Here is a 25,426-nt window from a genome sequence, read left to right on the forward strand (position 1 = left end):
CCGCACGACTCCGGCAGCGAACCCCGCCACGTCGCATTCTTCGATTCGCCCTGCAGCGCTATCGATGCGACAGTAACAGAGCAGCCACAATCCTTGTATACACTTTTACAGTAAATAGCTCACAGTTCAGCCGTCTCCATGACACCTTGAGGCCGCTCGGAAGCGGGTGCTAGGATGCCACGACAGGCTGCCAGGCTGGGCAGTCACAATTGAACAGGCCCCATGTCCAGTATTCGTGAGCGCAACAAAGAGCTGATTCTCAAGGCTGCCAGCGAGGAGTTCGCCGAGAAGGGCTTCGCCGCGACCAAGACCAGCGACATCGCGGTCCGCGCCGGGCTGCCGAAGCCCAACGTCTACTACTACTTCAAGTCCAAGGAAAACCTCTATCGCGAGGTGCTGGAGAGCATCGTCGAGCCACTGCTGGCCGCCTCCGCCCCGTTCAACCAGCCCGGTCATCCGGCCAAGGTCCTGCGCGCCTACATCCGCACCAAGATCAGGATCTCCCGCGACCACGCCTGCGCGTCGAAAGTCTTCGCCAACGAGATCATGCATGGTGCGCCGCATCTGTCACCGGAGCGTACCGCCCAGCTCAACGCTCAGGCTGCGCACAATATCGCCTGCATCCAGCAGTGGATCGACGACGGTCTGATGGCGAATGTCGACGCCCACCATCTGCTGTTCAGCATCTGGGCAGCGACCCAGACCTACGCCGATTTCGACTGGCAGATCAGCACCGTCACAGGCAAGGCCCGGCTCGACGACAGCGACTACGATGCCGCTGCGGACACCATCATACGGCTGGTACTCAAGGGGTGCGAGATTGCCGAAGCGACACCCGCCTGAGCGCCATCCTGGCGCCCAGGGAACTCGAAGACGCTCACTGAACGCGGCGCTACGGGCCTGTCGGCCAGCGCCGGGCGAAATTCGCGGACATGCTTGTCGTATCTAGAACTGCGCCCTGCCGGGCGAGCCAACCTTTCGAGAGCCGATGCCTGAATACCTCGCGCCAGTTCCCCGCTGGGAACCCCATGAACGCCCGTCGATGCCCGGCTCCCCGGCCATTCTGCTGCACAGCCCGCCACGCCGCCTGGCCTATGCGGCCGTGGCCGTGCTGGTGGGCCTGACCGGTGGGCTGGGCAATGCGCTATTCCTCGCCAACCTGCCGGCGATCCAGGGCGATTTGGGGCTGACACCCGAGCAGGGGGCCTGGCTGCCTGCCGCCTACTTCATGGTCAACGTCTCGACCAATCTGGTGCTGATCAAGGTCCGCCAGCAGTACGGCCTGCGCGGTTTCGCCGAGATCGGCCTGGCCATCTACGCCCTGCTCAGCATTGCCCATGTATTCGTCGAAGGCCTGGGCATGGCCATGTTCGTGCGTGCTGCAAGCGGCTTCGCCGCCGCGACCACCACCTCGCTTGGACTGTTCTACATGCTGCAGGCCTTTCGCAAGGTCGACCTGCCGCGCGGGGTGATCGTCGCCTTCGGCCTGACCCAGATCGCCACACCGCTGGCCTGGCTGCTTTCACCGCCGCTGGTGGATATCGGCCAGTGGCACCGGTTGTACGTCTTCGAGAGCGGTCTGGCGCTGTGCTCGCTGGCCGCGGTGGTGGTGCTCAAGCTGCCGGTGGGCGAGCGCATCAAGGTCTTCGAGCCGCTGGACTTCCTGACCTTCGCGCTCTTCGCGCCGGCCCTGGCGCTGGTCGCCGCAGTGCTCGCCCAGGGTCGCGTGCACTGGTGGACCGAAGCGCCCTGGCTGGGCTATGCGTTGTGTGCCGCGCTGCTGCTGGGCTGCCTGACCTTCACGATCGAGCACCACCGGCGCAATCCCTTGCTACAGACCCGCTGGCTCGGCACCGCCGAAATGCTGCGGTTCGCCTTCGGAGCCCTGGCGCTGCGCTTCCTGCTGGCCGAGCAGAGCTACGGTGCGGTCGGCCTGCTGCAGACGCTCGGCATGGGCCCCGACCAGTTGCGCCCGCTCTATGCAGTGATCCTGCTGGGCGTAGTGATGGGCATCGCGGCCAGCGCCCTGACATTCCGCCCGCAGACCGCCTCGGCGCAGATCCTGCTCTCCATCGTACTGATTGGCGTGGCGAGCTTTCTCGACGTGGACGCCACCAGCCAGACCCGCCCGCATGACCTGTTCCTCAGCCAGGGCCTGCTGTCGTTTGCCAGCGGCATGTTCCTCGGCCCGCTGCTGATCACCGGCATCGGCAAGGCGCTGGCGAACGGCCCGAACTACCTGGTGAGCTTCATCGTGCTGTTTTCCATGACCCAGAGCCTGGGCGGACTCGCCGGACCGGCGCTGCTCGGCACCTACCAGGTGGTGCGCGAGCAGCACCACTCGGCGCACCTCACCGAGCAGGTGGTGCCGACCGATCCGCGCATCGCCCAGCGCCTGGCCCAGCAGGGCCAGGCACTGGCCGCGACCCAGGCCGACCCGCAGTTGCGCCAGGCGCTGGGCGGCGCACGCCTGGCGCAAACGGTCACCCGCGAGGCCAACGTACTGGCCTTCAACGATGTGTTCCGCCTGATCGGCTTGCTCGCCATCGCCGTGCTCAGCTGGTCGCTGTTCCACACCCTGCGCCTGGCGCGCCAGAAGAAGGCTACTGCCCCATGAGCGATGTGCGCACGTCCGACGACGAAACCACGGTGACCACCGACGCTGGCGGCACCCCGCCCGAACCGCCGAAGACGATCCAGACCAGCCGTCGCGCAGTTGCGCTGATGAGCCTGGTCGCTGTGCTGGGTGTACTCGCCATCCTCTACGCCTGGCAGCTCTGGCCATTCTCCAGCAGCCAGGTGACCACCGAGAACGCCTACGTGCGCGGGCAGCTCACCGTGCTGGCACCGCAGGTCGCCGGCTATGTCACCGAGGTGCGCGTGGAGGATTTCGAAACCGTGGAGAGCGGCGAGGTGCTGGTGCGCATCGACGACCGCCAGTACCGCCAGCGGGTCGCCCAGCGCCGTGCCGAACGCGACGCCGCGCGCTTCGGACTGGAGAACCTGGATCAGCAACTGGCCGCCGACCGTGCCACCGTGCTCGCCCGCCGCGCCGACCTGTTCGCCGCCGAGGCCGAACAGGCCCGGGCACAAGCCGACGAGCGCCGGGTCGATGAACTCGCCGAACGCGGCTCGGTATCCATTCGCGAGCGTGACCAGACCCGCGCCAGTGCCCGCGCCGCTGCGGCCAACGTCCGCAAGGCCCGTGCCGCCATCGAGATCGCCGAGCAGACGCTCAAGGCCAGCGGCATTTCCCGTGGCGGCCTCGAAGCGCAAGTGCAGATCGCCGAGGCGACCCTGCGCCAGGCCGAGATCGATCTCGCCAACACCGCAATCATCGCGCCAAGCGCTGGGCGCGTCAGCGAAGTGGGCGTACGCCTGGGCCAGTACGTCTCGGCTGGCTCTCAACTACTCTTCCTGGTGCCGCCGAAGCTCTGGGTGATCGCCAATTACAAAGAGACGCAGACGGTCCACATGCGCCCCGGCCAGCCGGTGTCCTTCGAGGTCGATGCGCTGGACGGGGCGCGCCTGACCGGGCGGGTCGAACGTCTCGCACCGGCCACCGGCTCGGAATTCAGCGTGCTGCGTCCCGACAATGCCACCGGCAACTTCACCAAGGTGGTTCAGCGACTGCCTGTGCGCATCGCCATAGACCCCGACCAGCCGCTGGCCGAGCGCTTGCGCCCGGGCCTGTCGGTGGTCACCCACGTGGATACCACAGCGCGATGAAGGTGCATGGCCTGCTCGCCACCCTCGTGCTCGCGTTGCTGTGTGCCTGCGCACCCCATCGCGAACCTTTGCCGGAGAAGGCACGGGTGGATGACATTCCCGCGCAGTGGCGGCTGCCGGCCAATGGCGCAGCACCCGTCGGGCAATGGTGGCAGGGCTTCGATGATCCCGCCCTGGCGACACTGGTCGAGCGTGCGCTGGTACGCAATACCGACCTGTTGATCGGCGCCGAACGCCTGGACGCCGCGCGGGAGCAGATCCGTCTGTCGCGTGCCGCCCTGCTGCCAAGCCTGGATGCGGTGTTCGGGCTCGAACGCAATCAGGAGCTCGGTCCCTTCGGCCCGACCCGCGCCAGCGCCGCCCAGCCTGGCCTGCAGCTCAGCTACGAGGCCGACCTCTGGGGCCGACTCGCGCGCCTGCGCCAGGTCGCCACGCTGCAGTACCAGGCCTCCGAGGCCGAGCAACAGACCCTGCGGCTGGCCGTGGCCGCTACCATCGCCCAGGGCTATGTCGCGCTGCTGTCACTGGATCGCCAGCTGGCGCTGACCCGTGAAACCGTCCAGTCGCGGCGGGCGGCGCTGAGCGTCGCCGAGGATCGTGCACGGATGGGCTACACCTCCGAACTGGAGCTGACCCAGGCGCGCTCCGAATACGAGGCGACCGCCCAGCTGGTACCGCAACTGGAGCAGGCCATCGTCGAGCAGGAGCATGCCCTGCGCCGGCTGACCGGAGACCTGCCTGGGCCGGTCGCACGCGGCACCCTGGCGGCGCTGCACCCGCCACCGGTGCCAGGCAGCCTGCCATCGACCTTGCTGCGCCAGCGACCGGACATGTATCAGGCCGAGCGACAATTGGCCGCCAGCGACCGCTTCCTCGACAGCGAGCGCGACCGTTTCCTGCCGCGGGTGCAACTTTCGGCGAGCCTCGGGCGCCTCTATGTGAATGCGCTGGACTACGATCCGCTGACGGTCTGGAGCCTGGGCGCCAGCATGCTCGCGCCGCTGTTCGATGGGCAACGGCTCGAAGCCGGTGTGGCACTGGCCACGGCCGAGCGCAACCAGGCAGCCTACGCCTATCGTGCTGCCGTGCTCGGCGCCTTCAGCGAGGTCGAGAACGCCCTTTCCGGCCTCGACCGCCTCGCCAGCCAGAGCGCGCGCGTCAAGGCGCGCCGCAATGTCCTTGCGCGCTCGCTGGAAATCGCCGAGGACCGCTATCACGGCGGCTATTCATCCTATCTGGAAGCGCTCGATGCCCAGCGCAATCTGTTCGACACCGAACTGGCCGAGGTGCAGTTGCAGGAGGCCCGGCTCAACCAGCTGATCCAGCTCTACCGCGCCCTGGGCGGCGGCTGGCAAGCACCGAAGCAGGCGGCTGCCGAACGCTGAACCGGGCGTGCCAACCGATGCTCGGGCGACGACTCACGCAAAAACGCCAGCAAGCGCTGGCGTTCTGCAAATCCGGCTTGCCAGGTAGTGGTCAGCCGCGCGCTCGCGCTGCATCACGCAGCGCCTTGACCTGGTCGTGGTTGCGCTGCACGCCCTGGTACTGGCGCTCGACGACGATGCGCACCTCGGCCGGAAGGTCCTTCTCCAACGCCTTGCGATAGCTCTTCACCGCCACATCCTCGCCACGCTCGCACTCGTTGAGAATGGCCTCGTCATCCTTGCCGGTGATCATCGACTTGAGATCGACCCACCGCCGGTGCATGTCGGCAGCCATGCTGGTGCTGTCTTCCGCATCGCCGCCCATCGAGCGAACCAGCTGCTGCAGCTCGGCGGCAGCCGTGGCGCAGTCGCGCGAGCGCTGGTTCATGGTGCTCTTGAGCTGAGGATCGCGCAGGTCCTCGGCGCATTCGAGAAAGCCCTTCTCGCCATCCTTGCAGGTTTCTATCAGGTCGTTGAGCACGGAAACCGTCTCTTTCATATCCATCATTTGCCTCCTGTCAGGTCGACTCGGGAGAAACCGCAAGACTGCGGCCCGTGTTAGAAGTCGACTGCCAGGTGCGTCCAAAGGTTCAGCGAAACCGCCCGAAGGTAGCCGCGGCAGCAGTTGGCTGGCACGGCATGCCATCACGGTTCGACGGCGCCGTCAGGTGGATGCCTACGCAGCCGGCGCCAGCCTGACCCAGGTCGGCGCATGATCGCTGGCGTGCACCTGGTCGCGTACCCAGCGATCCACCCCGGCGTCCTGCAGTCTCGGCACCAGGTCCGGACTGAGCAGCAGGTGGTCGATGCGCAGACCGGAGTTTTTCTGCCAGTGCTGGCGGAAGTAGTCCCAGAAGGTGTAGATGCGCTCCTCCGGATAGCGAGCGCGCAAGGCGTCGGTCCAGCCCTGCGCCAGAAGACGCTGGAAACATTCGCGGCTTTCCGGCTGCAGCAGCGCATCCTTTTTCCAGGAACGCGGGTCGTAGATGTCCTCGTCCGTCGGCACGACGTTGTAGTCGCCAGCCAGCACCACCGGGTGGCCGCTGTCGAGCAGGCCGGCGGCATGCTCGATGAAACGCTCGAACCAGCTCAGCTTGTAATCGAATTTCGGCCCCGGCTGCGGGTTGCCGTTGGGCAGGTAGAGGCAGGCGACGATCACACCCTGCACGGCTGCTTCCAGGTAGCGGCTGTGGCTGTCATCCCGATCGCCCGGCAGACCACGGCGGATCTCCAGCGGCTCGCAATCGCGGGCCAGAATCGCAACCCCGTTCCAGGATTTCTGCCCATGCCAGATGGCGCCATAGCCGGCTGCGCGGATGTCATCGATGGGAAAATCAGCGTCCTGTGCCTTGAGTTCCTGCAGGCAGACCACATCGGGCTGCTCGCGCGCCAGCCATTCGAGCAGATTGCCCCGGCGAGCACGGATGCCATTGATGTTGTAGGTAGCGATTTTCAGACTATCCACAAGCGCGTCTCTCACAGGCGGTTGTATCCACATTAGCCGTGGCAGCGCAGTGAGGCTTCCCGATCCGGTACCAGTGATCGGAATCAGACCGGCGTTTCGGCGAAACGCAGGGTGAGTTCGGTCATCTCCGCGTCGCTATGCACAACCACATCGCCGCCGTGCAGCTGCATGATCGAACGCACGATGGCCAACCCCAGGCCGCCGGAATCGCCCGGCTCGGCGCGTGACGGATCGCAGCGATAGAAGCGGTCGAACAGTCGCGGCAGGTGCTCTGCTGCAATCGGCGGCCCCAGATTGATCACGCTGACCGACCGCCAGCCAGCCCCTGAGCCGCTGACGATGCGCACCGGGCTGTCACTGGCGCCGTAGCGCAGCGCATTGGCCAGCAGGTTCGCCAGCGCCCGGCGAATCAGTTCGGGGTCGCCGCACAGCTCGCCCTCGGTTTGGTCGAGCAGCTGGATGCCGCGGTCTTCGGCGACGCCTTCGAAGTAGTCGCACAGTTGCTCGACCAGTGCCGGCAGTGCAAAGCATTGCCGTTCGATGGCCGCCGCCGGCTGCTCGGCACGGGCGAGGAACAGCATGCTGTCGATCATCCGCGCCAGGCGCTCGTACTCTTCCTGATTGGACACCAGCAGCGCGTGATAGGCCTCGGCATCGCGATCCCTGTGCAACAGCTGCTGGGTCTGGCCCATGAGATTGCCGAGCGGCGTGCGCATTTCATGGGCCAGGTCTTCGCTGAAGCGCGACAGCCGCGCGAAACCCTGTTCCAGCCGATCGAGCATCTGGTTCAGCGCGGCACGCAGCGGCTCCAGCTCGCTGGGCATGACCGACTCATCGAGACGCAGATGCAGATGCTGCACATCGATGGCCAGCGCCTGGCGGGTCAGGTGCCGCACCGGGCGCAGCGCACGCCGGCTGATCAGCCAGCCGAGCACGGACGCCAGCAGCGCCCCGAGGCTCAACGCCCACCATAGCTTCACACGGTAGGCCGCGAGCATCTGTTCGCGCTCGGCAAGCATGCGCCCGGCCACCAGCGTCAGCCCCGCCTCGCCCGGCAGCCGCCGCCAGGCCAGTCGCGCTCCATCAGTATCGGTCAGCTCCGCTGCGGCGCTGGCCGGCAATGTCGGAATGGGCAACCGCGCCGGGTTGATCTCGATCAGCGCGCGCCCCTGAGCGTCGAGCAACCAGAGCAGGCTGTCGCGATTGCCCAGCATGTTTTCGTAAAGCTGCGGACGTTGCCGTAGCGCCTCGACGCTCGCGCTGTCTTCGAGCAAGGCCTGCATGCGCTCCAGCCGACCGAGCAGCGCCTGATCGTCGCGCCAGCTGATTTCCCGTTCCAGCGAGCGGTACAGATACAGGCCGATGGCACCGAGCAGCACCACTGCGACCAGGGCGAAAGCGACGGCCAGGCGCAGGCTTAGCGAACGCGGCGACAGCCTCACGTTGCCGCCTCCAGCACATAGCCCATGCCGCGCACGGTGTGGATGAGCTTGAGCGGATAGGGATCGTCGACCTTGGCGCGCAGACGGCGGATCGCCACGTCGACCACGTTGGTGTCGCTATCGAAATTCATCTGCCAGACCTGCGAGGCGATCTGCGCGCGGGACAGCACCTCGCCCTGGTGACTGAGCAACAGATGTAGCAAGGCGAACTCCTTGTTGGTCAGGCTGATTCGCTCGCCCTGGCGGGTGACGCGGCGGCGCAGCAGGTCGAGCTCCAGGTCGGCGACATGGAAGCGTTCGACCTCGCGCGGCGGCCCACGGCGCAGCAGCGTGCGTACCCGTGCCAGCAGTTCGGCGTAGGAGAACGGCTTGACCAGATAGTCGTCGGCGCCCAGCTCCAACCCGCGCACACGGTCTTCCACCGCATCGCGCGCCGTCAGGAACAGCACCGGCGTATGCGCCGAACGCTGGCGCACCACCTGCACCAGCTGCCAACCATCGAGCCCCGGCAGCATGACGTCGAGGATCACCAGGTCGAACGGCTCCTCCTCGATCAGGTGTTTGCCATCGACGCCATTGCGCGCGACCTCCACCCGATAGCCGGATTCCTCGAGACCGCGCTTGAGGTAGTCAGCCGTCTTGGCCTCGTCCTCCACCACCAGAATTCGCATCGGATCACCTCGCTGATGGCGCATAGGTTATGGGAGCCGCCGTACTGCAAGCCATTACAAAAGCGTAATGCGCAGGCAACGGTTCTGATCGGCAGGCATCGGCACCATGCGCCCCGAAGCTCAGCCACCCAAGGAAACCGACATGCGTATCGCAGCCACACTGTCATTGCTGACCCTGGCATTACTTACCCCGGCCCTAAGTGCCAACGCCACCACGCCGGCACCGCTCACCCAGCAGAACGTATCGCTGTCCCTGGCCGACGGGCTGATCCAGGCCACGCTGGACCAGTGCCACGCGGAAAACCGCACGGCAGTGGTCGCGGTGGTCGATCGCGGCGGCAACCTGGTCGCCCTGCGCCGCGACGACAACGTCGGCCCGCACAACACCCTTGCGGCGCAGCGCAAGGCCTACACCGCGCTGTCGAGCAAGACCCCGACCCGTCTGTTCGCCGAGCGCGCCGCCGCTACGCCGGACGCCGCCAACCTCAACACGCTGGATGAGCTGTTGCTGCTCGGCGGTGGCGTGCCGCTGAAGGTCGGCGACGAGGTGATCGGTGCCATCGGCGTGGCCGGCGCTGGCGGTGCCAGGAACGACGAGGCCTGCGCCGTGGCCGCCATCGAAAAACTGCTGCCCTCCTCCCACTGAAGAAAAGGAAAACACCATGAAAGCACTACGTTCAATCGCCGCCGGCTTGATGCTCAGCGGCCTGTCCGGTCTGACCCTGGCCGCTGGCAACCCGCTCAGCGTGCATGTGCTGAATCTGGAAAGCGGCCTGCCGTCAGCGGACGTGCGCGTCACCCTGGAGCAACGTCAGGGTGACACCTGGAAATCACTCAACAGCGGCGAAACCAACGCGCAGGGCCGCATCACCGCGCTGTATCCAGAAGGCAAGGCGTTGGAGAAAGGCATCTACCGCGTCACCTTCATGACTGGCGACTGGTTCGCCACGCAGAAGGCCAGCACCTTTTTCCCCGAAGTTCCGGTGATCTTCGAAACCGATGGCAGCGTCGAGCACTACCACATCCCGCTGCTGCTGAGTCCCTACGGCTTCTCCACCTACCGCGGCAACTGAGCCGCTCAGCGCACTTCCCAGTAGCCCGGTGCGTTGTAGATGGCCTTTAGGTAGTCGATGAAGAAGCGCACCTTGGCCGGCAGGTAGCGCTGCTGCGGATACACCGCCTGGATGTCGTAGGCGGGCAAGGCGTACTCGTCGAGTACCGTCACCAGCTCGCCGCGCTTGAGCTCGGCCTGGATCTCCCAGGTCGAGCGCCAGCCGATCCCCAGGCCCTGCTTGACCCAGTCGAACAGCAGCTCACCGTCATTGCAGTCCAGATTGCCGGCCACGCGGATCGCCACCTGGCGAGCGTCGCGCAGGAAGGTCCAGCCACGCTGCTGGCCACCCTGCAGATTGAAGGCGAGGCAGTTGTGCTGCGCCAGCTCCTCCAGCGTTGTCGGCGTGCCGTAACGGGCGAAGTATTCCGGCGAACCGCAGACCACCCGCCGATTGGGAAACAGCCGCACCGCCACGTAGTTGGGGTCGGTCACCTCGCCGATGCGAATACCCATGTCGTAACCATGGCGCACCAGGTCGACCACGCTATCGGTGAAGTTGAACGACAGCTGCAGGTCCGGGTAACGCGCCTGGAATGCCGGCGCGTGCGGACCGATATGCCGGCGACCGAAGGCGGCCGGTGCCGAGACCACCAGATGGCCGCGCACCGAGGTACGGTCATGGCTGATGCTGGCATCCACTTCGTCGAAGTCCCTGAGCAGCCCGCGTGCGCGCTCCAGGTACTGCTCGCCCAGATCGGTCAGTGACAGACCGCGGGTCGAGCGGTGCATCAGTTTCACCCCCAGATGGCGTTCCAGTGCATCCAGGCGCCGCCCCATCACCACCGGCGTGACGTTCTCCTTGTGCGCCGCCGCGGCGAAGCTGCCGCAATCGGCCACCAGGACGAAGCTGCGCAAAGTTGTATAACGGTCCATTCGATACTCCTGATATCGACAGAACTGAAGTCTCGGCCAATTCCACCTGCGATTCCAGCCCGGCATGCTTGAACCACTTAGAAAAACTATCGAATAAGAGTCAGGAGGAGCGATCCATGGCCCGCATGAGAGCAATTGACGCCGCCGTCGCGGTATTGCGCAAGGAAGGCATCGACACCGCCTTCGGTATCCCCGGTGCGGCGATCAACCCGCTGTATTCCGCCCTGCGTGCCGATGGGGGCATCCGCCACATCCTCGCCCGCCACGTCGAGGGTGCCTCGCACATGGCCGAGGGTTACACCCGCACCAAGGCCGGCAACATCGGCGTATGTATCGGCACCTCCGGCCCGGCCGGAACCGACATGATCACCGGTCTCTACTCCGCCTGGGCCGACTCGATTCCGATCCTCTGCATCACCGGCCAGGCGCCGCGCGCACGTCTGTACAAGGAAGACTTCCAGGCCGTGGACATCGAATCCATCGCCAAGCCAGTGACCAAGTGGGCGGTGACCGTTCGCGAGCCGGCACTGGTACCGCGGGTATTCCAGCAGGCCTTCCACGTGATGCGCTCCGGTCGTCCGGGTCCGGTGCTGATCGATCTGCCATTCGACGTGCAGATGGCCGAAATCGAATTCGACGTCGACACCTACGAGCCGCTTTCGGTCTATAAGCCGGCAGCCACTCGCAAGCAGATCGAGAAAGCCATCGACATGCTCTGCGCCGCCGAGCGTCCGTTGATCGTCGCTGGTGGCGGCATCTACAACGCTGGCGCCGAAGAGTTGCTGGTGGAATTCGCCGAAACCGTTGGCGTGCCGGTAATCCCGACCCTGATGGGCTGGGGTTCGATCCCTGATGACCACCCGCTGATGGCCGGCATGTGTGGCTTGCAGACCAGCCATCGCTACGGCAACGCCAACATGCTGGCCTCGGACTTCGTGCTCGGCATCGGTAACCGCTGGGCCAACCGCCACACCGGCTCGGTCGATGTCTATACCAAGGACCGCACCTTCGTCCACGTGGACATCGAGCCGACCCAGATCGGCCGGGTGTTCTCACCCGACTTCGGCATCACCTCGGACGCCGGTGCCGCCCTGAAGCTGTTCGTCGAAGTAGCCAAGGAACGCAAGGCCGCCGGCAAGCTGCCGGACCACACGCCCTGGGCCGCAGACTGCCAGGAACGCAAGCGCACGATGTTGCGCAAGACGCACTTCGACAGCGTGCCGATGAAGCCGCAGCGCGTGTACCAGTGCATGAACAATGCGTTCGGCAAGGACGCCTGCTACGTCAGCACCATCGGCCTGTCGCAGATTGCCGCCGCGCAGTTCCTGCACGTCTACAAGCCGCGCCACTGGATCAACTGCGGCCAGGCAGGCCCGCTCGGCTGGACCATTCCGGCGGCGCTCGGCGTGGTCGCGGCGGACCCGACTCGCAAGGTGGTGGCGCTCTCGGGCGACTACGATTTCCAGTTCATGATCGAGGAACTGGCGGTGGGTGCGCAGTTCAAGCTGCCCTACATCCACATCCTGGTGAACAACGCCTACCTGGGCCTGATTCGCCAGGCGCAGCGCGGCTTCGAGATGGATTACTGCGTGCAGCTGGGCTTCGAGAACATCAATGCCGACCAGAGCGGCATGGAAGGCTACGGCGTCGATCACGTCGCGGTGGTCGAGGGCCTCGGCTGCAAGGCGATCCGCGTGTTCAAGCAGGAAGACCTGCGCCCCGCCATCGAACAGGCCCAGGCCTGGATGGCCGAGCATCAGGTGCCGGTGGTGATCGAGGTGATCCTCGAGCGCGTGACCAACATCGCCATGGGCACCGAGATCGACGCCATCAACGAATTCGAGCCACTGGCCGACGGCCGCGAAGATGCACCGACTGCGGTCGCGCTGCTGGATTGATGCATCCGTAAGCAAACGCGTGGAAGACGCTTCGCGGTCTTCCACCCTACGCAAGTGAACGTAGGGTGGATGTCGCGAAGCACATCCACCGGACGCACCGGCGGGAGCGCTCCGAGTTTCCGCCAACGCTGAAGTAACCACAGGGTGGATGTCGCGTCAGCCCCTCTACCCATTGTCCCTACAGACAAGGAGATTCACCATGCCCCGCTTTGCCGCCAACCTGTCCATGCTGTTTACCGAGATGGACTTTCTCGACCGCTTCGCCGCTGCTGCCAAAGCCGGCTTCAGCGGCGTCGAATACCTGTTCCCCTATGACTACCCGGTCGAGCAGATCAAGGCCAGGCTCGAGGCCAATGGCCTGACCCAGGTGTTGTTCAACCTGCCAGCCGGCGACTGGGCAGGTGGTGAGCGCGGTATCGCGATCCTGCCGGAACGGGTCGATGAATTCCGTGCCGGCGTCGATCAGGCGATCGCCTACGCCAAGGTGCTGGGCAACACTCAGGTCAACTGCCTGGCCGGTATCGCACCGCGTGGAGCCGACCTCGGCAAGCTGGAAATGACCTTCGTCGAGAACCTGCGCTATGCCGCGCAGAAACTCGAGGAGGCTGGCATCCGCCTGGTCATGGAAATGATCAACACCCGCGACATCCCGCGCTTCTACCTGAACAACACCTCCCAGGCACAGGAGATTCGCGGCAAGGTTGGCCACCCCAATCTGTTCCTGCAGTACGACATCTACCACATGCAGATTATGGAAGGTGACCTGGCGCGCACCATCGAAACCAACCTGGCCGCGATCAACCACATCCAGTTGGCCGACAACCCGGGGCGCAACGAGCCAGGCACTGGCGAGATCAACTACCACTTCCTCTTCGAACACCTGGACCGTATCGGCTACCAGGGCTGGATCGGCTGTGAATACAAGCCGGCCACCACCACCGCTGCCGGCCTCGGCTGGATGAAAGCGCACAACGCAATCTGAATCAGAGGATATTTCTCATGGCAAAAATCGGATTTATCGGCACCGGCATCATGGGCAAGCCTATGGCGCAGAACCTGCAAAAAGCCGGGCACACCCTGTTCTTTTCCGAGCACTTCGACAAGGCTCCGGCCGACCTGTTGGGCGACAACGGCATCGGCCTGGCCAACCCACGCGAAGTGGCGCAGGAAGCCGAATTCATCATTATCATGGTGCCGGACACCCCCCAGGTTGAAGACGTTCTGTTCCGCGAAGACGGCGTTGCCGCAGGCGTGGGCGCTGGCAAAGTGGTGATCGACATGAGCTCGATCTCCCCTACCGCCACCAAGCAGTTCGCCGAGAAGATCAAAGCCACTGGCGCGGCCTACCTTGACGCGCCGGTATCCGGCGGTGAAGTCGGTGCCAAGGCGGCTACCCTGTCGATCATGATCGGCGGTTGCCCGAATGCCTTCGAACGCGCGCTGCCGCTGTTCCAGGCCATGGGCAAGAACATCACCCGCGTCGGTGGTAACGGTGACGGCCAGACCGCCAAGGTGGCCAACCAGATCATCGTCGCGCTGAACATCCAGGCAGTGGCCGAAGCCCTGCTGTTCGCCGCCAAGAACGGCGCCGACCCAGCCAAGGTGCGTGAAGCGCTGATGGGCGGCTTTGCCGGCTCGAAGATCCTGGAAGTGCACGGTGAGCGCATGATCAAGGGCACGTTCGACCCAGGCTTCCGCATCAGCCTGCACCAGAAGGACCTCAACCTGGCCCTGGCCGGCGCGCGCGAACTGGGCCTTAACCTGCCCAACACTGCCAATGCACAGCAGGTCTTCAGTACCTGCAACGCATTGGGCGGCAGCGGCTGGGATCATTCGGCGCTGATCAAGGGCCTGGAGCACATGGCCAATTTCTCGATCCGCAAAGAGTAAGCTTCGAGCTAACTGCGCCGAGCGTGCCAGAACCCACCTTCAGGGACAGACAGACCGGGTGGTGGGAAATCGCAACGCTTGGCGCCAGCGATGCTCCAAGGGTTGGACTGCAAGCGCCTGGGACGGAATCATCGCGTCGCCCCACGACCAGCGCCATGCGCACCTGCAGTTCGACCGCCGCCGCAAGCGGCACCCTTTTCGATCCGCCCGGTAGAAGGTGTCACGGCCCGACCGCCGGGTGGGTCGATTCCAAACCTTAGCGCTTGCCTGTTTGTACTTGCATTGACGAGCCCTAAGGTCTGGAATCGCCCTCCAGACCAATGAAAGGAGCTGTATATGAGCCTCGACCCCCAAGCCCTGCTGCGCCAGTTGTTCGACAGTGCCATCGAGGCCGCCCATCCGCGCCATGTGCTGGCCGACCAGTTGCCCGCCGATCGCAGTGGACGCGCCATCGTCATCGGTGCCGGCAAGGCGGCCGCCGCGATGGCCGAAGCCATCGAGAAAGTCTGGGAGGGCGATCTGTCCGGCCTGGTGGTGACCCGCTACGAGCACCACGCCGATTGCCGCCGCATCGAAGTGGTGGAAGCCGCGCATCCGGTACCGGACGACGCCGGCGAGCGCGTCGCCCGTCGCGTTCTGGAGCTGGTGAGCAATCTGCAGGAAAGCGACCGGGTGATCTTCCTGCTCTCCGGCGGAGGCTCGTCGCTGCTGGCATTGCCGGCCGAAGGCATCAGCCTGGCCGACAAGCAGGCAATCAACAAGGCGCTGCTGCGCTCAGGCGCACACATCGGCGAGATGAACTGCGTGCGCAAGCACCTCTCGGCGATCAAGGGCGGTCGTCTGGCCAAGGCCTGCTGGCCGGCCAGCGTCTACACCTATGCGATTTCCGACGTGCCGGGGGACGAAGCGACGGTGATCGCCTCAGGCCCGACCGTGGCCGACCCGACCACCTCGGCACAGGCGCTGGAGATCCTCGAACGCTACGACATCGAGGTGCCGGCCAACGTCCGCGCCTGGCTCGAGGACCCGCGTTCGGAAACCGTCAAGCCGGGCGATCCGATGCTCTCGCGCAGCCATTTCCAGCTCATCGCCACGCCGCAGCAGTCGCTCGACGCCGCCGCCGAGGCTGCCCGCGCGGCCGGTATCACGCCGCTGATCCTCGGTGACCTGGAGGGCGAAGCCCGCGAGGTAGCCAAGGTGCATGCCGGCATCGCCCGCCAGGTGGTCCTTCACGGCCAGCCGATCGCCGCGCCCTGCGTGATCCTTTCCGGCGGCGAAACCACCGTGACCGTGCGCGGCAACGGCCGCGGCGGACGCAATGCCGAATTCCTGCTCAGCCTCACCGAAAACCTGCAGGGCCTGCCCGGCGTCTATGCACTGGCCGGCGACACCGACGGCATCGACGGCTCGGAGGACAATGCCGGCGCTCTGATGACCCCTGACAGCTTCGCCCGCGCCGAGGCGCTGGGCCTGCGTGCTGCCGACGCCCTGGCGAACAACGACGGCTACGGCTACTTCGCCGCGCTGGACAGCCTGATCGTCACCGGTCCGACGCGCACCAACGTCAACGACTTCCGCGCCATCCTGATCCTGCCGTCGCCCCGCTGACGGGCGTTTGCGGCGCGCCTGCCGCGCCGGGATACGGGTCGGTTACACGACGAACAGAACAATAACTGCCGATAGAGCCCCGCCATGACACACGACAAGAAGGTCAAGATCCTCGCCACCCTCGGCCCCGCCACCCGCAGCGTCGATGACGTGCGCGCCCTGGTCGAGGCCGGGGTCAACCTGTTCCGCCTGAACTTCAGCCACGGTGAGCATGCCGACCATGCCGAGCGCTTCGCCTGGATACGCCAGGTCGAGCACGAACTGAACCAGCCGATCGGGATTCTCATGGATCTGCAGGGGCCCAAGCTCAGGGTTGGCCGCTTCGCCGAGGGCAAGGTTCAGTTGGTGCGCGATCAGGCCTTCCGTCTGGATTTGGATCCGACCCCTGGCGACAGCCGGCGGGCCAACCTGCCGCACCCGGAGATCATCGCCGCGCTGGAGCCGGGCATGCAGTTGCTGATCGACGACGGTCGCCTGCGCCTGACAGTCACCGCACGCCATGCCGATGCCGTCGATACTCGCGTGGTCGCCGGTGGCGAACTGTCCGACCGCAAGGGCGTCAACGTACCGGAAGCCGTGCTGGAATTGAGCCCGCTGACCGAGAAGGATCGCCGCGACCTTGCCTTCGGCCTGCAGCTTGGGGTCGACTGGGTGGCCCTGTCCTTCGTCCAGCGCCCCCAGGATATCCATGAGGCACGCGAGCTGATCGGCGACCGCGCCTTTCTCATGGCCAAGATCGAGAAGCCATCGGCAGTCCAGCACCTGCGCGAGATCGCCCGGCTTTCCGACGCGATCATGGTGGCGCGCGGCGATCTCGGCGTGGAGGTACCCGCCGAGAACGTCCCGCGTATCCAGAAAAACATCGTACGCATCTGCCGCCAGCTCGGCCGTCCGGTAGTGGTCGCGACGCAGATGCTCGAATCCATGCGTTTCGCCCCGGCACCGACTCGCGCCGAAGTGACTGACGTAGCCAATGCCGTGGCCGAGGGAGCCGACGCGGTGATGCTCTCGGCGGAAACCGCGTCCGGGGACTACCCGCTGGAAGCGGTAAGCATGATGAGCAAGATCATCCGCCAGGTCGAAAGCGGCCCTGACTTCCAGGCCCAGCTCGACGTGCACCGGCCGAATGCCGAGGCCACCCTGCCGGATGCCATCAGCTGCGCCATCCGCCGCATCAGCAGCATTCTGCCGATTGCGGTGCTGGTCAACTACACCGAATCCGGCCGCTCCAGCCTGCGCGCCTCGCGCGAGCGCCCGGCCACGCCGATCCTCAGCCTGACGCCGAGTGCCGCCACCGCGCGCAAGCTGACGGTGGCCTGGGGCGTGTATTCGGTGGTGGATGCGCCGATGCGCGACATGGAACAGGTCAGCGGCCACGCTCTTGAGCTGGCCCGCGCCCAAGGCATGGCCAGCAGCGGAGACACGGTACTGATCACCGCCGGCGTGCCACTGGGTCAGCCCGGCACGACCAACTCGTTGCGCATCGAAGTTCTGAGCTGACCGCGGCCGGGCGACCGCCCGGCCAATCCCCCCTACCGTTGCCGCCGGTCCTGCCGACCGGCGCGCTGCCGTTCGCCCGGATATCACCATGCGTGACCGTTCTGCAGTGCGCGCCCTCTTCTATGCCTTCAGCCAGATCGTCCTGCAGCGCCATGCCGGCTGCGGCGCGCTGGTCATGCTCGCCCTGGCCATCGGCGCGCCTGCGCTGCTCGCCGGGGCGTTGTTCGGCGTGCTGGCGGCGCATATCGGCGCGGCCTGGCTGCACTATCGGACGGCCGATCGCGATGACGGCCTGTACGGCTACAACGCCGCGCTACTCGGCGCCCTGCTGGTCGGCCGCCTGGGGTTGTCCACGACCAGCCTGGCACTGGTGGCGCTGGCCGCACTGGCCAGCTGTCTGCTGCAGTCACGGCTGCTCGAGCGGCTGCACCGCAACGCCGGTCTGCCGGGTTTCACGCTGCCCTTCGTGCTGATCGGCCTGATCGTCATGCTGGCCAATCCGTCCGGGCCGGCTCCGGCAGCCGCCGTGCTCTCCCCAACCGCAATGACACTGCTCGAGGCCTGGCTGCTCGGTATCGGTCAGGTGCTGTTTATCGATGAACCGCTGGCGGCGAGCTGCATGCTGCTGGGCGTAGCGCTGGCATGCTGGCGCGCCGCGGCCTGGCTGCTGGCGGGCTCGGCGCTGGGGCTGGTGGCGGCGGGCCTGCTCGGTGCGGCCTGGATGGACGGGCTCGCCGGTTTCAATCCGGCCCTGGCCGCGCTGGCACTGGCGCAATGGCGCGGCGGCTGGCGCCTGCCGCTACTGGGCATGACCGCCGCCGTCCTGTTCTGGCTGGTCGGCGCGAGCCTCGGTTTGCCGATGCTGACGCTGCCATTTCTGTTGGCGACCTGGCTGGGCCTGCTGGCTCGCGCACCGCGCCCCTGGCATGGCTGGAACTTCAGCCGCCGGTCGCCAGCGGGTTCTGCTCCTGCGGATACCGATGTTGCTCTTCGACGCCGCCGTCGTCCCCGTGAACCTTGACCAGCGCCGTGCGCAGCTTCATGAAATCGCGCGTCTCGTCGAGGATGTCCTGTCGGTTCATCGCCTCGAGCAGTGCGCGCTGGTCGCCTTCCTCGCGCAGCACCCAGCGGTCGTCCTCGTGAGTGATGTGATAGATCTCCATGCCATTGTCTCCAGCAGATGAAAGAAGGGGTTCCTTCTAAGAAAGGCAATAGCTGCCGAGGTTCGCTGCCGCACAGGTGATTCTCGGTGCGGTCGCTGTAAAGATCGGCTGATGCGCCTGCTGGCGCAATGTCGGGCGCGCCAGCCTGGTAAACCGAGCCAGACAGGATGCACTGAGCGGCAACTTTTGACGTATTGAAACTGCAACTGCCGTTTCGCCTGTAATTTCATCACGCCATAGTCCCACTCGACATGCGGAAAACCATTCGTCCGCACTTTTTCGCACAACGAAACTCCTGCGGACTTGCCCCCTCTCACACAGGGAGGCTGATTGGTTTTTCTCGCTCAGCCGTTTGTGAAAGTCTCTATCCATTGAGGAGAAAAAGACATGGCAAATAATAATCCCGGCAACTTTGCCAATGATAAAGAGAAAGCATCAGAAGCTGGCCGCAAGGGCGGCCACAACAGTGGCGGCAACTTCGCCAACGACCGCGAGAAGGCCTCGGAGGCCGGCCGCAAGGGTGGCCAGAACAGCCACGGCGGTGGCCGCAGCAGCTAAGCGCTGACGGCAGCAGAAAGGGCAGGTGCTCCGGCACCTGCCCTTTCTTTTTATATGCTAAAAGGGCAAACAGCCCTTTTATGTTATCGCCAGCTTGAGGACCATACCGAAAACATAGCGGAGTCACTTCTATATAAAAGCAACTTGCCAGCCAAAAAAGCTCAAAAGAAAAAGATCAATCAACCACCAGCTCGCCCAACAATATTGGCAGCTATTTAACAATCACCCCGACGATGCCGTTTGTCGATATCATCCGAGCGACGTTAAAGGGGGAGCATTCGATGAGTGGCAGTGCATTTTCCGAGCGAGTGGTCCAGAGCCTGCTGGATACCGACTTCTACAAACTCACCATGATGCAGGCAGTGCTGCATCACTATCCCAACGCCGAAGTTGAATGGGCGTTTCGCAGTCGCTCCGGGGAGGACCTGACGCCCTACCTCGACGCCATCCGGCAGCAGATCGAAGCACTTGCCAAGCTGCAGATGACGGCCGAGGAACTTGCCTACCTCGAACGCATCCCCTTCATGCAGCCGGATTTCATCCGCTTTCTCGGATTGTTTCGCTTCGACCTGCGCTACCTGCGCCTGGACATCGACGATGGCGAACTGGTGATCCACCTGCGCGGGCCCTGGTTGCACGTGATTCTTTTCGAAGTGCCGCTGCTGGCCATCATCAGTGAGGTCCGCAATCGTGCACGCTACGCCCGAGTGCCCCTGGCCCAGGCGCGCGACAGGCTGGACGAAAAGCTTGCATGGCTCCGCAACCAGGCGACCGACGCCGAGCTGGCGACCTTCACGCTGGCGGATTTCGGCACCCGCCGGCGCTTCTCCTTCGCCGTTCAGGCGATGGTGGTCGAGCGACTGCATCACAGCTTTCCAGGTCGCTTCGTCGGCACCAGCAATGTGCATCTGGCGCGCACGCTGGGCGTCAAGCCCATGGGGACCATGGCCCATGAATGGATCATGGCGCACCAGCAGCTAGGCCCGCGGCTGATCGACAGCCAGGCTGCAGCGCTCGATTGCTGGGTACGCGAATACCGCGGGGCATTGGGCATCGCGCTGACCGACTGCATCACAATGGACGCCTTCCTGCGCGACTTCGATCTCTACTTCGCCAAGCTGTTCGATGGCCTGCGCCACGACTCCGGCGACCCGATCGAATGGGCCGAGAAGGCCATCGCCCATTACCGCCACCTGGGCATCGACCCCATGACACGCCAACTGGTGTTCTCCGACGGGCTGGATTTCGCCAAAGCGCTGGATATCCACCGGGCACTGGCCGGGCGCAGCAATGCCAGTTTCGGTATCGGCACGGGCCTGACCTGCGATATCCCCGGGGTTGAGCCGACCAACATGGTCATCAAGATGACGGCATGCAATGGCCAGCCAGTGGCGAAGATATCGGATTCAGCGGGCAAGACCATGTGCCGCGACGAAGCTTTCGTCGGCTATCTGCGTCATGTATTCGGACTTACGCAGCCCTGATCCGAACTCGTCGCCCGCCAAGTCTCGAGTGCGCGCGAAGACCTTAGCCCCTCAAGGCCAGCGCGCCCTGACGGGGCTCTTCCGGCTCTGCTGCACAGAGGCGATTGCGCCCGCTCGTCTTGGCCAGATACATGCGCCTGTCCGCCAGTTCGAGCAGATCACGGTAATCGTCCACCTGATCACAACGACGCTCGGCGAGTCCTATGCTTGCGGTCAACGGCACGCCATCAGGACGCACACCCAGCCCCTGACCGGTGAGGCGTTCAAGGGCTTTGTGCGCCTGCTGCATGTCGGTGTCCGGCATGATCAGCAGGAATTCTTCTCCACCCCAGCGCAGCAGGCTGTCCGAACCGCGCAGCGTCGCCACCAGCCGCCGCGCCGCCTCACGCAACACCTGATCGCCGGCTTCATGTCCATGGTTGTCATTGATCGACTTGAAGTGATCGAGATCGATGAAGGCCAATGCCAGCCCGGCATTCTTGCGCTGCGCACTGTCCCATTGCAGACGCAGGATTTCTTCGCCGCTGCCCCGGGAAAAGACACCGGTGAGCGGATCACGGATGGCCTCGCGCACGAGCGCGAACATGAACGCCAGCTGACTCATGCTGGCCAGGCTGGCGACACCCGCGATCAGGATCAGGAGCCAGAACGCCCCCGCGAACGACGGCCAGTTCAGGGTCGCCCAGCTGAGGTATCCGGCAAGCGCCTGCGCCAGCAGCAGTAGACTGGACAACACCAGGTTCTCCACCAGCGTCAATGGGAAGATGGTCAGGCCGGCCATCAGCACGAATGGCAGAAAGGCATAGCCGGCGCCCACCACGGCGGAAAACTGGGCCAGCTGGTAGCTGCCGAGCAGCGTGTGCGAGGCGATATAGAAGGCGGTGGGAATGGAGAACAGGATGGCGATCGCCCGATAGGCGTCCAGCAGATTTCCGCTGGGCCGGTAGAACAGCAACAGACAGGTGAAGGCCAGGCAAGCCAACATCCGGAACCCGGCCAGTACCAGCCAAAGCCGCGGCTCGAACACCACCAGGTCAATCAGGCTCCACAGCGGAGTCAGCACGGCAAAAAGAAAAGCGAACAGCCGGACGCGATTGACGATCAGCGTCGCCCGACGCTGGCACAGCAGCAGCGGGTGGCGTCGAGGATCGAGCAAGTGGCGAAGCTCGTTGGGCTTGAGCTCACTGGGCAGTAGCGTTGTCAGGCGATTTCGCAGCAGATCGAGAAGCGATGGCATTTATTGTTCTGCTCCCATGCTGGGCTGGCTCTTTGCGCAGCAAAGCCCGACTCGGCATTCGCGAACCCAGGGCAGGCTCTCCAGTATCCATTTCAACGCCGACAGTCGCCCGGCAGCTGCGGCACTCCGTCGCTCGACTCACGAGCGGGGGCCGATGATAGCAGTCCGCAATCCAAGCTCCTTGAGCTAGGACAATAAGCGCCACACTCGCTCGAGTCGCTTCAACGCCCGTCAATCTGCCCTTGCAGATTGGCGATCTGGCCCTGCATGGCATTGATGGTGCGAGTGACCTGGGCGCGGAAGGAGTCGAACTCCGCGGTGTTGGTGGCGCTCGGAGCCGGCCGGTTGTCCAGTTCGCTGCGCAGCACCAGGATGTCCTGTTCCAGCCGGTTGATCGCCTGGCTCTGGTTGCCTCCCTGCTTGAGCGCCGCCACCTCCTTGTCCAGGCTGTCGATCCGCCCCGCCAGCCTGGCTTGTTCGTCCAGTGCGGATTTCAGCGCGGCCTGCTCGCTGCCCAGGGTCTTGAGCGTCTCGGCCAGCGTCGCGGTGGTGCCTTGCTGGGCCTGCAGATCGGTGCCCAGACGCTCGAGGCGCCTGCCCTGATCGTCCACGCGCTGATCCTGGTTGCCCTGCTTGCCGGCCAGGCTTTGCTGCTCGGTGGCAAAGGCCTGCTGTTTACGGGCGAGATCCTGCGTCTGCTGCTCGAGCTGCTTGATACGCAGCTTCACGGCCTCGCTCTCGGTTGTCACATTGGACTCGGTCGCCACCACCTTGCCGGAAATGTCCTGCAGCCGACCAGCGGCGTCCTCACTGATCCTCGCGAAGCTTTCCTGCGTCGCGACCAGTTGCAACTCCAGCATCGCGATCTTCTGGTAGCTCCACCAGCCCAGCGCGCCGAGGCTTATCAGCAACGCCAGCAGCAGCACCCAGAGCGGCGCGGTATTGGTCTTGGCGCCACCGACCGGGCGGCGCTTCTGCCGCGAGCGCGGGTCATCGCCATAGTCGCCCGCCGTTTTGCGAATAGGCTCGAGATCCGGCGCCGGATAGGGCTCCACACGGTCACCGCCTGCGGTCAGGCTGGGGATATTTTCCAGTTCATCGTGAGCATCGTTGCGCATGGGTTACCTTCAATGGCGCGGAGCGGAAAAACAGCACGCAGTATAACGATTCGGGACGTCCCCTTCAGCGGCGCACGTCCGCTGGCCGAATGCACCGTGCCAGAGCACTGCAGCGCAGGACATACACATCCCGGTGCAGCCAGCCACCGCTCGATCGCAAGGCGGGGGCGCGACGCAGCCATCCGCAGAACGGTCAAAGCCACGGCACCCGGCGCCTCGCTTGCCGATCAGGGTCGCACCGCAAAAGCTGTCATAGATTGGTACGCCGCTTGCTACGGACGTTGTGCCAGCGGATAGACACTTCCAACAGGGATGTTGGGCCTTACAGCAATCACGAGGAGCACTTCATGGAGCTGAACAAGGCGGTTATCGACTGCATGAAAAGCCTGCGGCGCAGGCTTCGCGAGGAGCAACAACTCGACATCCACCTCAACCAGCCGGACGCGGTATCGGCGATGCTCGCCGCATGCATGCGCTCGGATGACGAGCTGACTCGCGATCTCGGGCGTCAACTCGCCACCTTCAGCGACCAGCTGCCACCCTCGCCGCCTTCGCCACGCAGCGCCGTCAGCAGCAGCCCATCCGTGCGCATCTACCGTGGTCAGCGCGTCCTCGCCTGAAGCCCTGTCTCATTCGGCGAGCAACCAGTCGCTCGCGCTGCGCACCAGATGACGCGTCAACTCGTCGAGCAATCGCCCACCGTTACGCCAGTGGTGCCAGTAAAGCGGCACATCGATCGGGGTTCCCGAAAGCACATCGACCAACTCGCCACGCTCGAGTTCGCCACGCACCTGCAACTCCGGCACCAACCCCCAGCCGAGACCACTGAGCAGCATGCGTACGAAGCCCTCGGACGAGGGGCAAAGATGATGGATGAAAGTCTCGCCCCCACCGACCGCGGCCATGTAGCGATGCTGTAGCTGGTCATCCGGCCCGAACACGATGGCCGGCACGCCGGCCAGCTCCGCGGCCTCGGCCAGGCCACGAAAATGCCGACTGAGGAATGCCGGGCTGGCCAGCGCCCGATAGCGCATCGCACCCAGGAACTGACTGCGCGCACCGGCCAGGGGGCGCTCGGCCGCACAGACGCACGCCGCGACCTCGCCTGCACGCATGCGCTTGAGCCCGACCGCCTGGTCCTCCACCACGTGATCGAGCAACACCCGATGCTCGGCGCAGAACGGGGCGACCGCGCCCGCCCACCAGGTCGCAAGGCTGTCGGCATTCAACGCGATGCGCAGCCGCTCCGGCTGTCGGTTCTCATCCAGCGTCGGCACCTGCCCCTGCAGGTCCCGCTCGAGCAGCCGCACCTGCTGCACGTGGTTGAGCAGGCGCTGGCCCAGTTCGGTCGGCTTGGGCGGCGCCTCGCGCAGAAGCACGGGTTGGCCGACGCGCGCCTCGAGCAGCTTGATTCGTTGCGATACCGCTGACTGGGAAAGCCCCAACGCCTGCGCGGCGCGTTCGAATCCCGCCTGTTCCACCACTGCCGCAAGTGCAGCCAACAGCTTGTAATCGAACATCAGTTTTCCTAATGACACCCAAACAAAATTCGCTTCTCTTATATCGCACCTCTACCCAGACTCGCCACCGGCCAAACAACCGAGGCAAGCAAGATGAATGCGATATGGCAGAGCTATCTGAACGGGCTGCTGGTGGCGGCAGGGCTCATCATGGCCATTGGCGCGCAGAACGCCTTCGTTTTGGCCCAGAGCCTACGACGCGAACACCACCTGCCGGTCGCGGCACTGTGCATCGCCTGCGACGTATTGCTGGTGAGCGTTGGCGTATTCGGCCTCGCCGCATTGCTGGCGAGCAATCCGCTGCTGCTGGAGATCACCCGCTGGGGTGGCGCGGCCTTTCTGCTCTGGTACGGCACGCTCGCGCTGCGACGGGCCGCCCGCCCGCAAAGCCTGCACGGCACCGAGGCGCAACCGCGCTCAAGGCGCGCGGTGTTGCTCGCCGCCCTGGCAGTGACGCTGCTCAATCCACACGTCTACCTGGACACGGTCGTGCTGATCGGCACCCTGGGCGCACAGCAGCCGGAACCAGGCGCCTATACCCTGGGCGCGGCGAGCGCATCGACCCTCTGGTTCCTGATGCTTGCCCTGGGCGGCGCCTGGCTGGCACCTTGGCTGGCTCGGCCGCTGACCTGGCGGCTGATTGATCTCGGCGTCGCCATGATGATGTTCGCGATCGCCGCGCAACTGGTCTTCTCCCGCTGACGAACCGCGACCTATCGTCACTGGCGTTTT

Annotated in this window: 25 protein-coding genes; 16 read left to right on the forward strand and 9 right to left on the reverse strand. The window is 64.9% G+C overall.

Annotated features, from left to right (window positions below; translation table 11 throughout):
- Positions 1-222 precede the first annotated feature (222 nt).
- The 4 genes from B597_RS27940 (at position 223) to B597_RS27955 (ending at position 5,114) form a co-directional block, all read left to right on the forward strand.
- Entirely contained in the window at positions 223-843 is a 621-nt protein-coding gene (locus B597_RS27940; protein WP_003296087.1) for a TetR/AcrR family transcriptional regulator, read from the forward strand.
- 199 nt (positions 844-1,042) lie between these two features.
- Positions 1,043-2,617 (forward strand): MFS transporter, encoded by a 1,575-nt coding sequence (locus tag B597_RS27945; RefSeq protein WP_003296089.1) that lies wholly within the window; start codon positions 1,043-1,045, stop codon positions 2,615-2,617.
- Positions 2,614-3,729: an HlyD family secretion protein gene (locus B597_RS27950; protein WP_003296092.1), complete on the forward strand. Its 1,116-nt coding sequence runs from the start codon at positions 2,614-2,616 to the stop codon at positions 3,727-3,729. Before B597_RS27945 ends, B597_RS27950 begins: the two co-directional genes overlap by 4 nt.
- Positions 3,726-5,114, forward strand: a complete 1,389-nt coding sequence (locus tag B597_RS27955; RefSeq protein WP_003296093.1) for an efflux transporter outer membrane subunit — start codon at positions 3,726-3,728, stop codon at positions 5,112-5,114. Before B597_RS27950 ends, B597_RS27955 begins: the two co-directional genes overlap by 4 nt.
- A 91-nt stretch (positions 5,115-5,205) precedes the next feature.
- Here the strand turns inward: B597_RS27955 and B597_RS27960 are convergent, their stop codons facing one another.
- The 4 genes from B597_RS27960 to B597_RS27975 form a co-directional block, all read right to left on the reverse strand.
- On the reverse strand, positions 5,206-5,658 hold the full coding sequence (locus B597_RS27960; protein ID WP_003296094.1) for a PA2169 family four-helix-bundle protein: 453 nt from the start codon (positions 5,656-5,658) through the stop codon (positions 5,206-5,208).
- Positions 5,659-5,829: 171 nt separating this feature from the next.
- Positions 5,830-6,618, reverse strand: coding sequence for an exodeoxyribonuclease III (gene xth, locus B597_RS27965; protein ID WP_003296095.1), 789 nt, complete (start codon positions 6,616-6,618; stop codon positions 5,830-5,832).
- An 83-nt stretch (positions 6,619-6,701) separates the two neighbouring features.
- On the reverse strand, positions 6,702-8,060 hold the full coding sequence (locus B597_RS27970) for a heavy metal sensor histidine kinase (RefSeq protein WP_003296096.1): 1,359 nt from the start codon (positions 8,058-8,060) through the stop codon (positions 6,702-6,704).
- On the reverse strand, positions 8,057-8,731 hold the full coding sequence (locus B597_RS27975) for a heavy metal response regulator transcription factor (RefSeq protein ID WP_003296097.1): 675 nt from the start codon (positions 8,729-8,731) through the stop codon (positions 8,057-8,059). Before B597_RS27975 ends, B597_RS27970 begins: the two co-directional genes overlap by 4 nt.
- A 142-nt stretch (positions 8,732-8,873) precedes the next feature.
- Here B597_RS27975 and B597_RS27980 point away from each other — a divergent pair, with 142 nt between their 5' ends.
- Together B597_RS27980 and uraH are read left to right on the forward strand one after the other, a co-directional pair.
- Entirely contained in the window at positions 8,874-9,377 is a 504-nt protein-coding gene (locus B597_RS27980) for a GlcG/HbpS family heme-binding protein (protein WP_024161715.1), read from the forward strand.
- Between the two features lie 16 nt (positions 9,378-9,393).
- Complete coding sequence (gene uraH / locus B597_RS27985) at positions 9,394-9,804, forward strand: hydroxyisourate hydrolase (protein WP_003296099.1); 411 nt, start codon at positions 9,394-9,396, stop codon at positions 9,802-9,804.
- 5 nt (positions 9,805-9,809) lie between these two features.
- Here the strand turns inward: uraH and B597_RS27990 are convergent, their stop codons facing one another.
- On the reverse strand, positions 9,810-10,718 hold the full coding sequence (locus B597_RS27990) for a LysR family transcriptional regulator (RefSeq protein WP_003296100.1): 909 nt from the start codon (positions 10,716-10,718) through the stop codon (positions 9,810-9,812).
- A 116-nt stretch (positions 10,719-10,834) separates the two neighbouring features.
- Between B597_RS27990 and gcl the strand changes: the two genes are divergently transcribed.
- From gcl to B597_RS28020, 6 genes are all read left to right on the forward strand, one after another.
- Positions 10,835-12,616, forward strand: coding sequence for a glyoxylate carboligase (gene gcl / locus B597_RS27995; RefSeq protein WP_003296102.1), 1,782 nt, complete (start codon positions 10,835-10,837; stop codon positions 12,614-12,616).
- A 199-nt stretch (positions 12,617-12,815) separates the two neighbouring features.
- Positions 12,816-13,598: a hydroxypyruvate isomerase gene (hyi, locus tag B597_RS28000; protein WP_003296103.1), complete on the forward strand. Its 783-nt coding sequence runs from the start codon at positions 12,816-12,818 to the stop codon at positions 13,596-13,598.
- A 17-nt stretch (positions 13,599-13,615) separates the two neighbouring features.
- Positions 13,616-14,506, forward strand: a complete 891-nt coding sequence (locus B597_RS28005; protein WP_003296104.1) for a 2-hydroxy-3-oxopropionate reductase — start codon at positions 13,616-13,618, stop codon at positions 14,504-14,506.
- 336 nt (positions 14,507-14,842) lie between these two features.
- Positions 14,843-16,114 carry a glycerate kinase type-2 family protein gene (locus B597_RS28010; RefSeq protein WP_003296105.1) on the forward strand — a complete coding sequence of 424 codons (1,272 nt, stop codon included), beginning with the start codon at positions 14,843-14,845 and terminating at the stop codon, positions 16,112-16,114.
- A gap of 84 nt (positions 16,115-16,198) precedes the next feature.
- A complete protein-coding gene (gene pyk, locus B597_RS28015) occupies positions 16,199-17,614 on the forward strand; it encodes a pyruvate kinase (RefSeq protein ID WP_003296107.1) in 1,416 nt (471 codons plus the stop codon).
- An 88-nt stretch (positions 17,615-17,702) separates the two neighbouring features.
- Positions 17,703-18,635: an urea transporter gene (locus tag B597_RS28020; protein ID WP_024161716.1), complete on the forward strand. Its 933-nt coding sequence runs from the start codon at positions 17,703-17,705 to the stop codon at positions 18,633-18,635.
- Here B597_RS28020 and B597_RS28025 read toward each other — a convergent pair.
- Positions 18,553-18,777, reverse strand: coding sequence for a DUF2188 domain-containing protein (locus B597_RS28025; protein WP_003294666.1), 225 nt, complete (start codon positions 18,775-18,777; stop codon positions 18,553-18,555). The genes B597_RS28020 and B597_RS28025 overlap by 83 nt on opposite strands.
- Positions 18,778-19,164: 387 nt before the next feature.
- Between B597_RS28025 and B597_RS28030 the strand changes: the two genes are divergently transcribed.
- Together B597_RS28030 and pncB are read left to right on the forward strand one after the other, a co-directional pair.
- Positions 19,165-19,335 carry a con-10 family general stress protein gene (locus B597_RS28030; RefSeq protein WP_003294664.1) on the forward strand — a complete coding sequence of 57 codons (171 nt, stop codon included), beginning with the start codon at positions 19,165-19,167 and terminating at the stop codon, positions 19,333-19,335.
- 281 nt (positions 19,336-19,616) lie between these two features.
- Entirely contained in the window at positions 19,617-20,819 is a 1,203-nt protein-coding gene (pncB, locus tag B597_RS28035) for a nicotinate phosphoribosyltransferase (protein WP_003294662.1), read from the forward strand.
- A 43-nt stretch (positions 20,820-20,862) separates the two neighbouring features.
- On the opposite strand, the gene B597_RS28040 is transcribed toward pncB, so the two are convergent.
- Together B597_RS28040 and B597_RS28045 are read right to left on the reverse strand one after the other, a co-directional pair.
- Positions 20,863-22,056: a GGDEF domain-containing protein gene (locus B597_RS28040; RefSeq protein WP_003294661.1), complete on the reverse strand. Its 1,194-nt coding sequence runs from the start codon at positions 22,054-22,056 to the stop codon at positions 20,863-20,865.
- A gap of 221 nt (positions 22,057-22,277) precedes the next feature.
- Entirely contained in the window at positions 22,278-23,174 is an 897-nt protein-coding gene (locus tag B597_RS28045) for a coiled-coil domain-containing protein (protein ID WP_003294659.1), read from the reverse strand.
- A 347-nt stretch (positions 23,175-23,521) separates the two neighbouring features.
- Between B597_RS28045 and B597_RS28050 the strand changes: the two genes are divergently transcribed.
- Positions 23,522-23,794 (forward strand): hypothetical protein, encoded by a 273-nt coding sequence (locus B597_RS28050; protein WP_003294657.1) that lies wholly within the window; start codon positions 23,522-23,524, stop codon positions 23,792-23,794.
- A 9-nt stretch (positions 23,795-23,803) separates the two neighbouring features.
- Here the strand turns inward: B597_RS28050 and B597_RS28055 are convergent, their stop codons facing one another.
- Positions 23,804-24,694: a LysR family transcriptional regulator ArgP gene (locus tag B597_RS28055; protein ID WP_003294656.1), complete on the reverse strand. Its 891-nt coding sequence runs from the start codon at positions 24,692-24,694 to the stop codon at positions 23,804-23,806.
- A gap of 93 nt (positions 24,695-24,787) precedes the next feature.
- Here B597_RS28055 and B597_RS28060 point away from each other — a divergent pair, with 93 nt between their 5' ends.
- The gene (locus B597_RS28060) at positions 24,788-25,396 is read left to right on the forward strand and encodes a LysE/ArgO family amino acid transporter (RefSeq protein ID WP_003294654.1); all 609 of its coding nucleotides are present in this window, start codon (positions 24,788-24,790) and stop codon (positions 25,394-25,396) included.
- Positions 25,397-25,426: the final 30 nt, after the last annotated feature.

It is taken from the genome of Stutzerimonas stutzeri KOS6 (genome assembly GCF_000307775.2).
GTDB lineage: Bacteria > Pseudomonadota > Gammaproteobacteria > Pseudomonadales > Pseudomonadaceae > Stutzerimonas > Stutzerimonas stutzeri_B.

Coding starts and splice junctions, on each gene's coding strand:
- B597_RS27955 (WP_003296093.1), top strand. CDS start 3,726: ATGAAGGTGCATGGCCTGCTCGCCACCCTCGTGCTCGCGTTGCTGTGT.
- B597_RS28045 (WP_003294659.1), bottom strand. CDS start 23,174: ATGCGCAACGATGCTCACGATGAACTGGAAAATATCCCCAGCCTGACC.
- pyk (WP_003296107.1), top strand. CDS start 16,199: ATGACACACGACAAGAAGGTCAAGATCCTCGCCACCCTCGGCCCCGCC.
- B597_RS27950 (WP_003296092.1), top strand. CDS start 2,614: ATGAGCGATGTGCGCACGTCCGACGACGAAACCACGGTGACCACCGAC.
- B597_RS27940 (WP_003296087.1), top strand. CDS start 223: ATGTCCAGTATTCGTGAGCGCAACAAAGAGCTGATTCTCAAGGCTGCC.
- B597_RS28010 (WP_003296105.1), top strand. CDS start 14,843: ATGAGCCTCGACCCCCAAGCCCTGCTGCGCCAGTTGTTCGACAGTGCC.
- B597_RS27975 (WP_003296097.1), bottom strand. CDS start 8,731: ATGCGAATTCTGGTGGTGGAGGACGAGGCCAAGACGGCTGACTACCTC.
- B597_RS27980 (WP_024161715.1), top strand. CDS start 8,874: ATGCGTATCGCAGCCACACTGTCATTGCTGACCCTGGCATTACTTACC.
- pncB (WP_003294662.1), top strand. CDS start 19,617: ATGAGTGGCAGTGCATTTTCCGAGCGAGTGGTCCAGAGCCTGCTGGAT.
- B597_RS28040 (WP_003294661.1), bottom strand. CDS start 22,056: ATGCCATCGCTTCTCGATCTGCTGCGAAATCGCCTGACAACGCTACTG.
- B597_RS28050 (WP_003294657.1), top strand. CDS start 23,522: ATGGAGCTGAACAAGGCGGTTATCGACTGCATGAAAAGCCTGCGGCGC.
- B597_RS28055 (WP_003294656.1), bottom strand. CDS start 24,694: ATGTTCGATTACAAGCTGTTGGCTGCACTTGCGGCAGTGGTGGAACAG.
- B597_RS27990 (WP_003296100.1), bottom strand. CDS start 10,718: ATGGACCGTTATACAACTTTGCGCAGCTTCGTCCTGGTGGCCGATTGC.
- B597_RS27960 (WP_003296094.1), bottom strand. CDS start 5,658: ATGGATATGAAAGAGACGGTTTCCGTGCTCAACGACCTGATAGAAACC.
- B597_RS28030 (WP_003294664.1), top strand. CDS start 19,165: ATGGCAAATAATAATCCCGGCAACTTTGCCAATGATAAAGAGAAAGCA.
- B597_RS27945 (WP_003296089.1), top strand. CDS start 1,043: ATGCCCGGCTCCCCGGCCATTCTGCTGCACAGCCCGCCACGCCGCCTG.
- uraH (WP_003296099.1), top strand. CDS start 9,394: ATGAAAGCACTACGTTCAATCGCCGCCGGCTTGATGCTCAGCGGCCTG.
- B597_RS28020 (WP_024161716.1), top strand. CDS start 17,703: ATGCGTGACCGTTCTGCAGTGCGCGCCCTCTTCTATGCCTTCAGCCAG.
- B597_RS28025 (WP_003294666.1), bottom strand. CDS start 18,777: ATGGAGATCTATCACATCACTCACGAGGACGACCGCTGGGTGCTGCGC.
- B597_RS28060 (WP_003294654.1), top strand. CDS start 24,788: ATGAATGCGATATGGCAGAGCTATCTGAACGGGCTGCTGGTGGCGGCA.
- B597_RS28005 (WP_003296104.1), top strand. CDS start 13,616: ATGGCAAAAATCGGATTTATCGGCACCGGCATCATGGGCAAGCCTATG.
- gcl (WP_003296102.1), top strand. CDS start 10,835: ATGGCCCGCATGAGAGCAATTGACGCCGCCGTCGCGGTATTGCGCAAG.
- hyi (WP_003296103.1), top strand. CDS start 12,816: ATGCCCCGCTTTGCCGCCAACCTGTCCATGCTGTTTACCGAGATGGAC.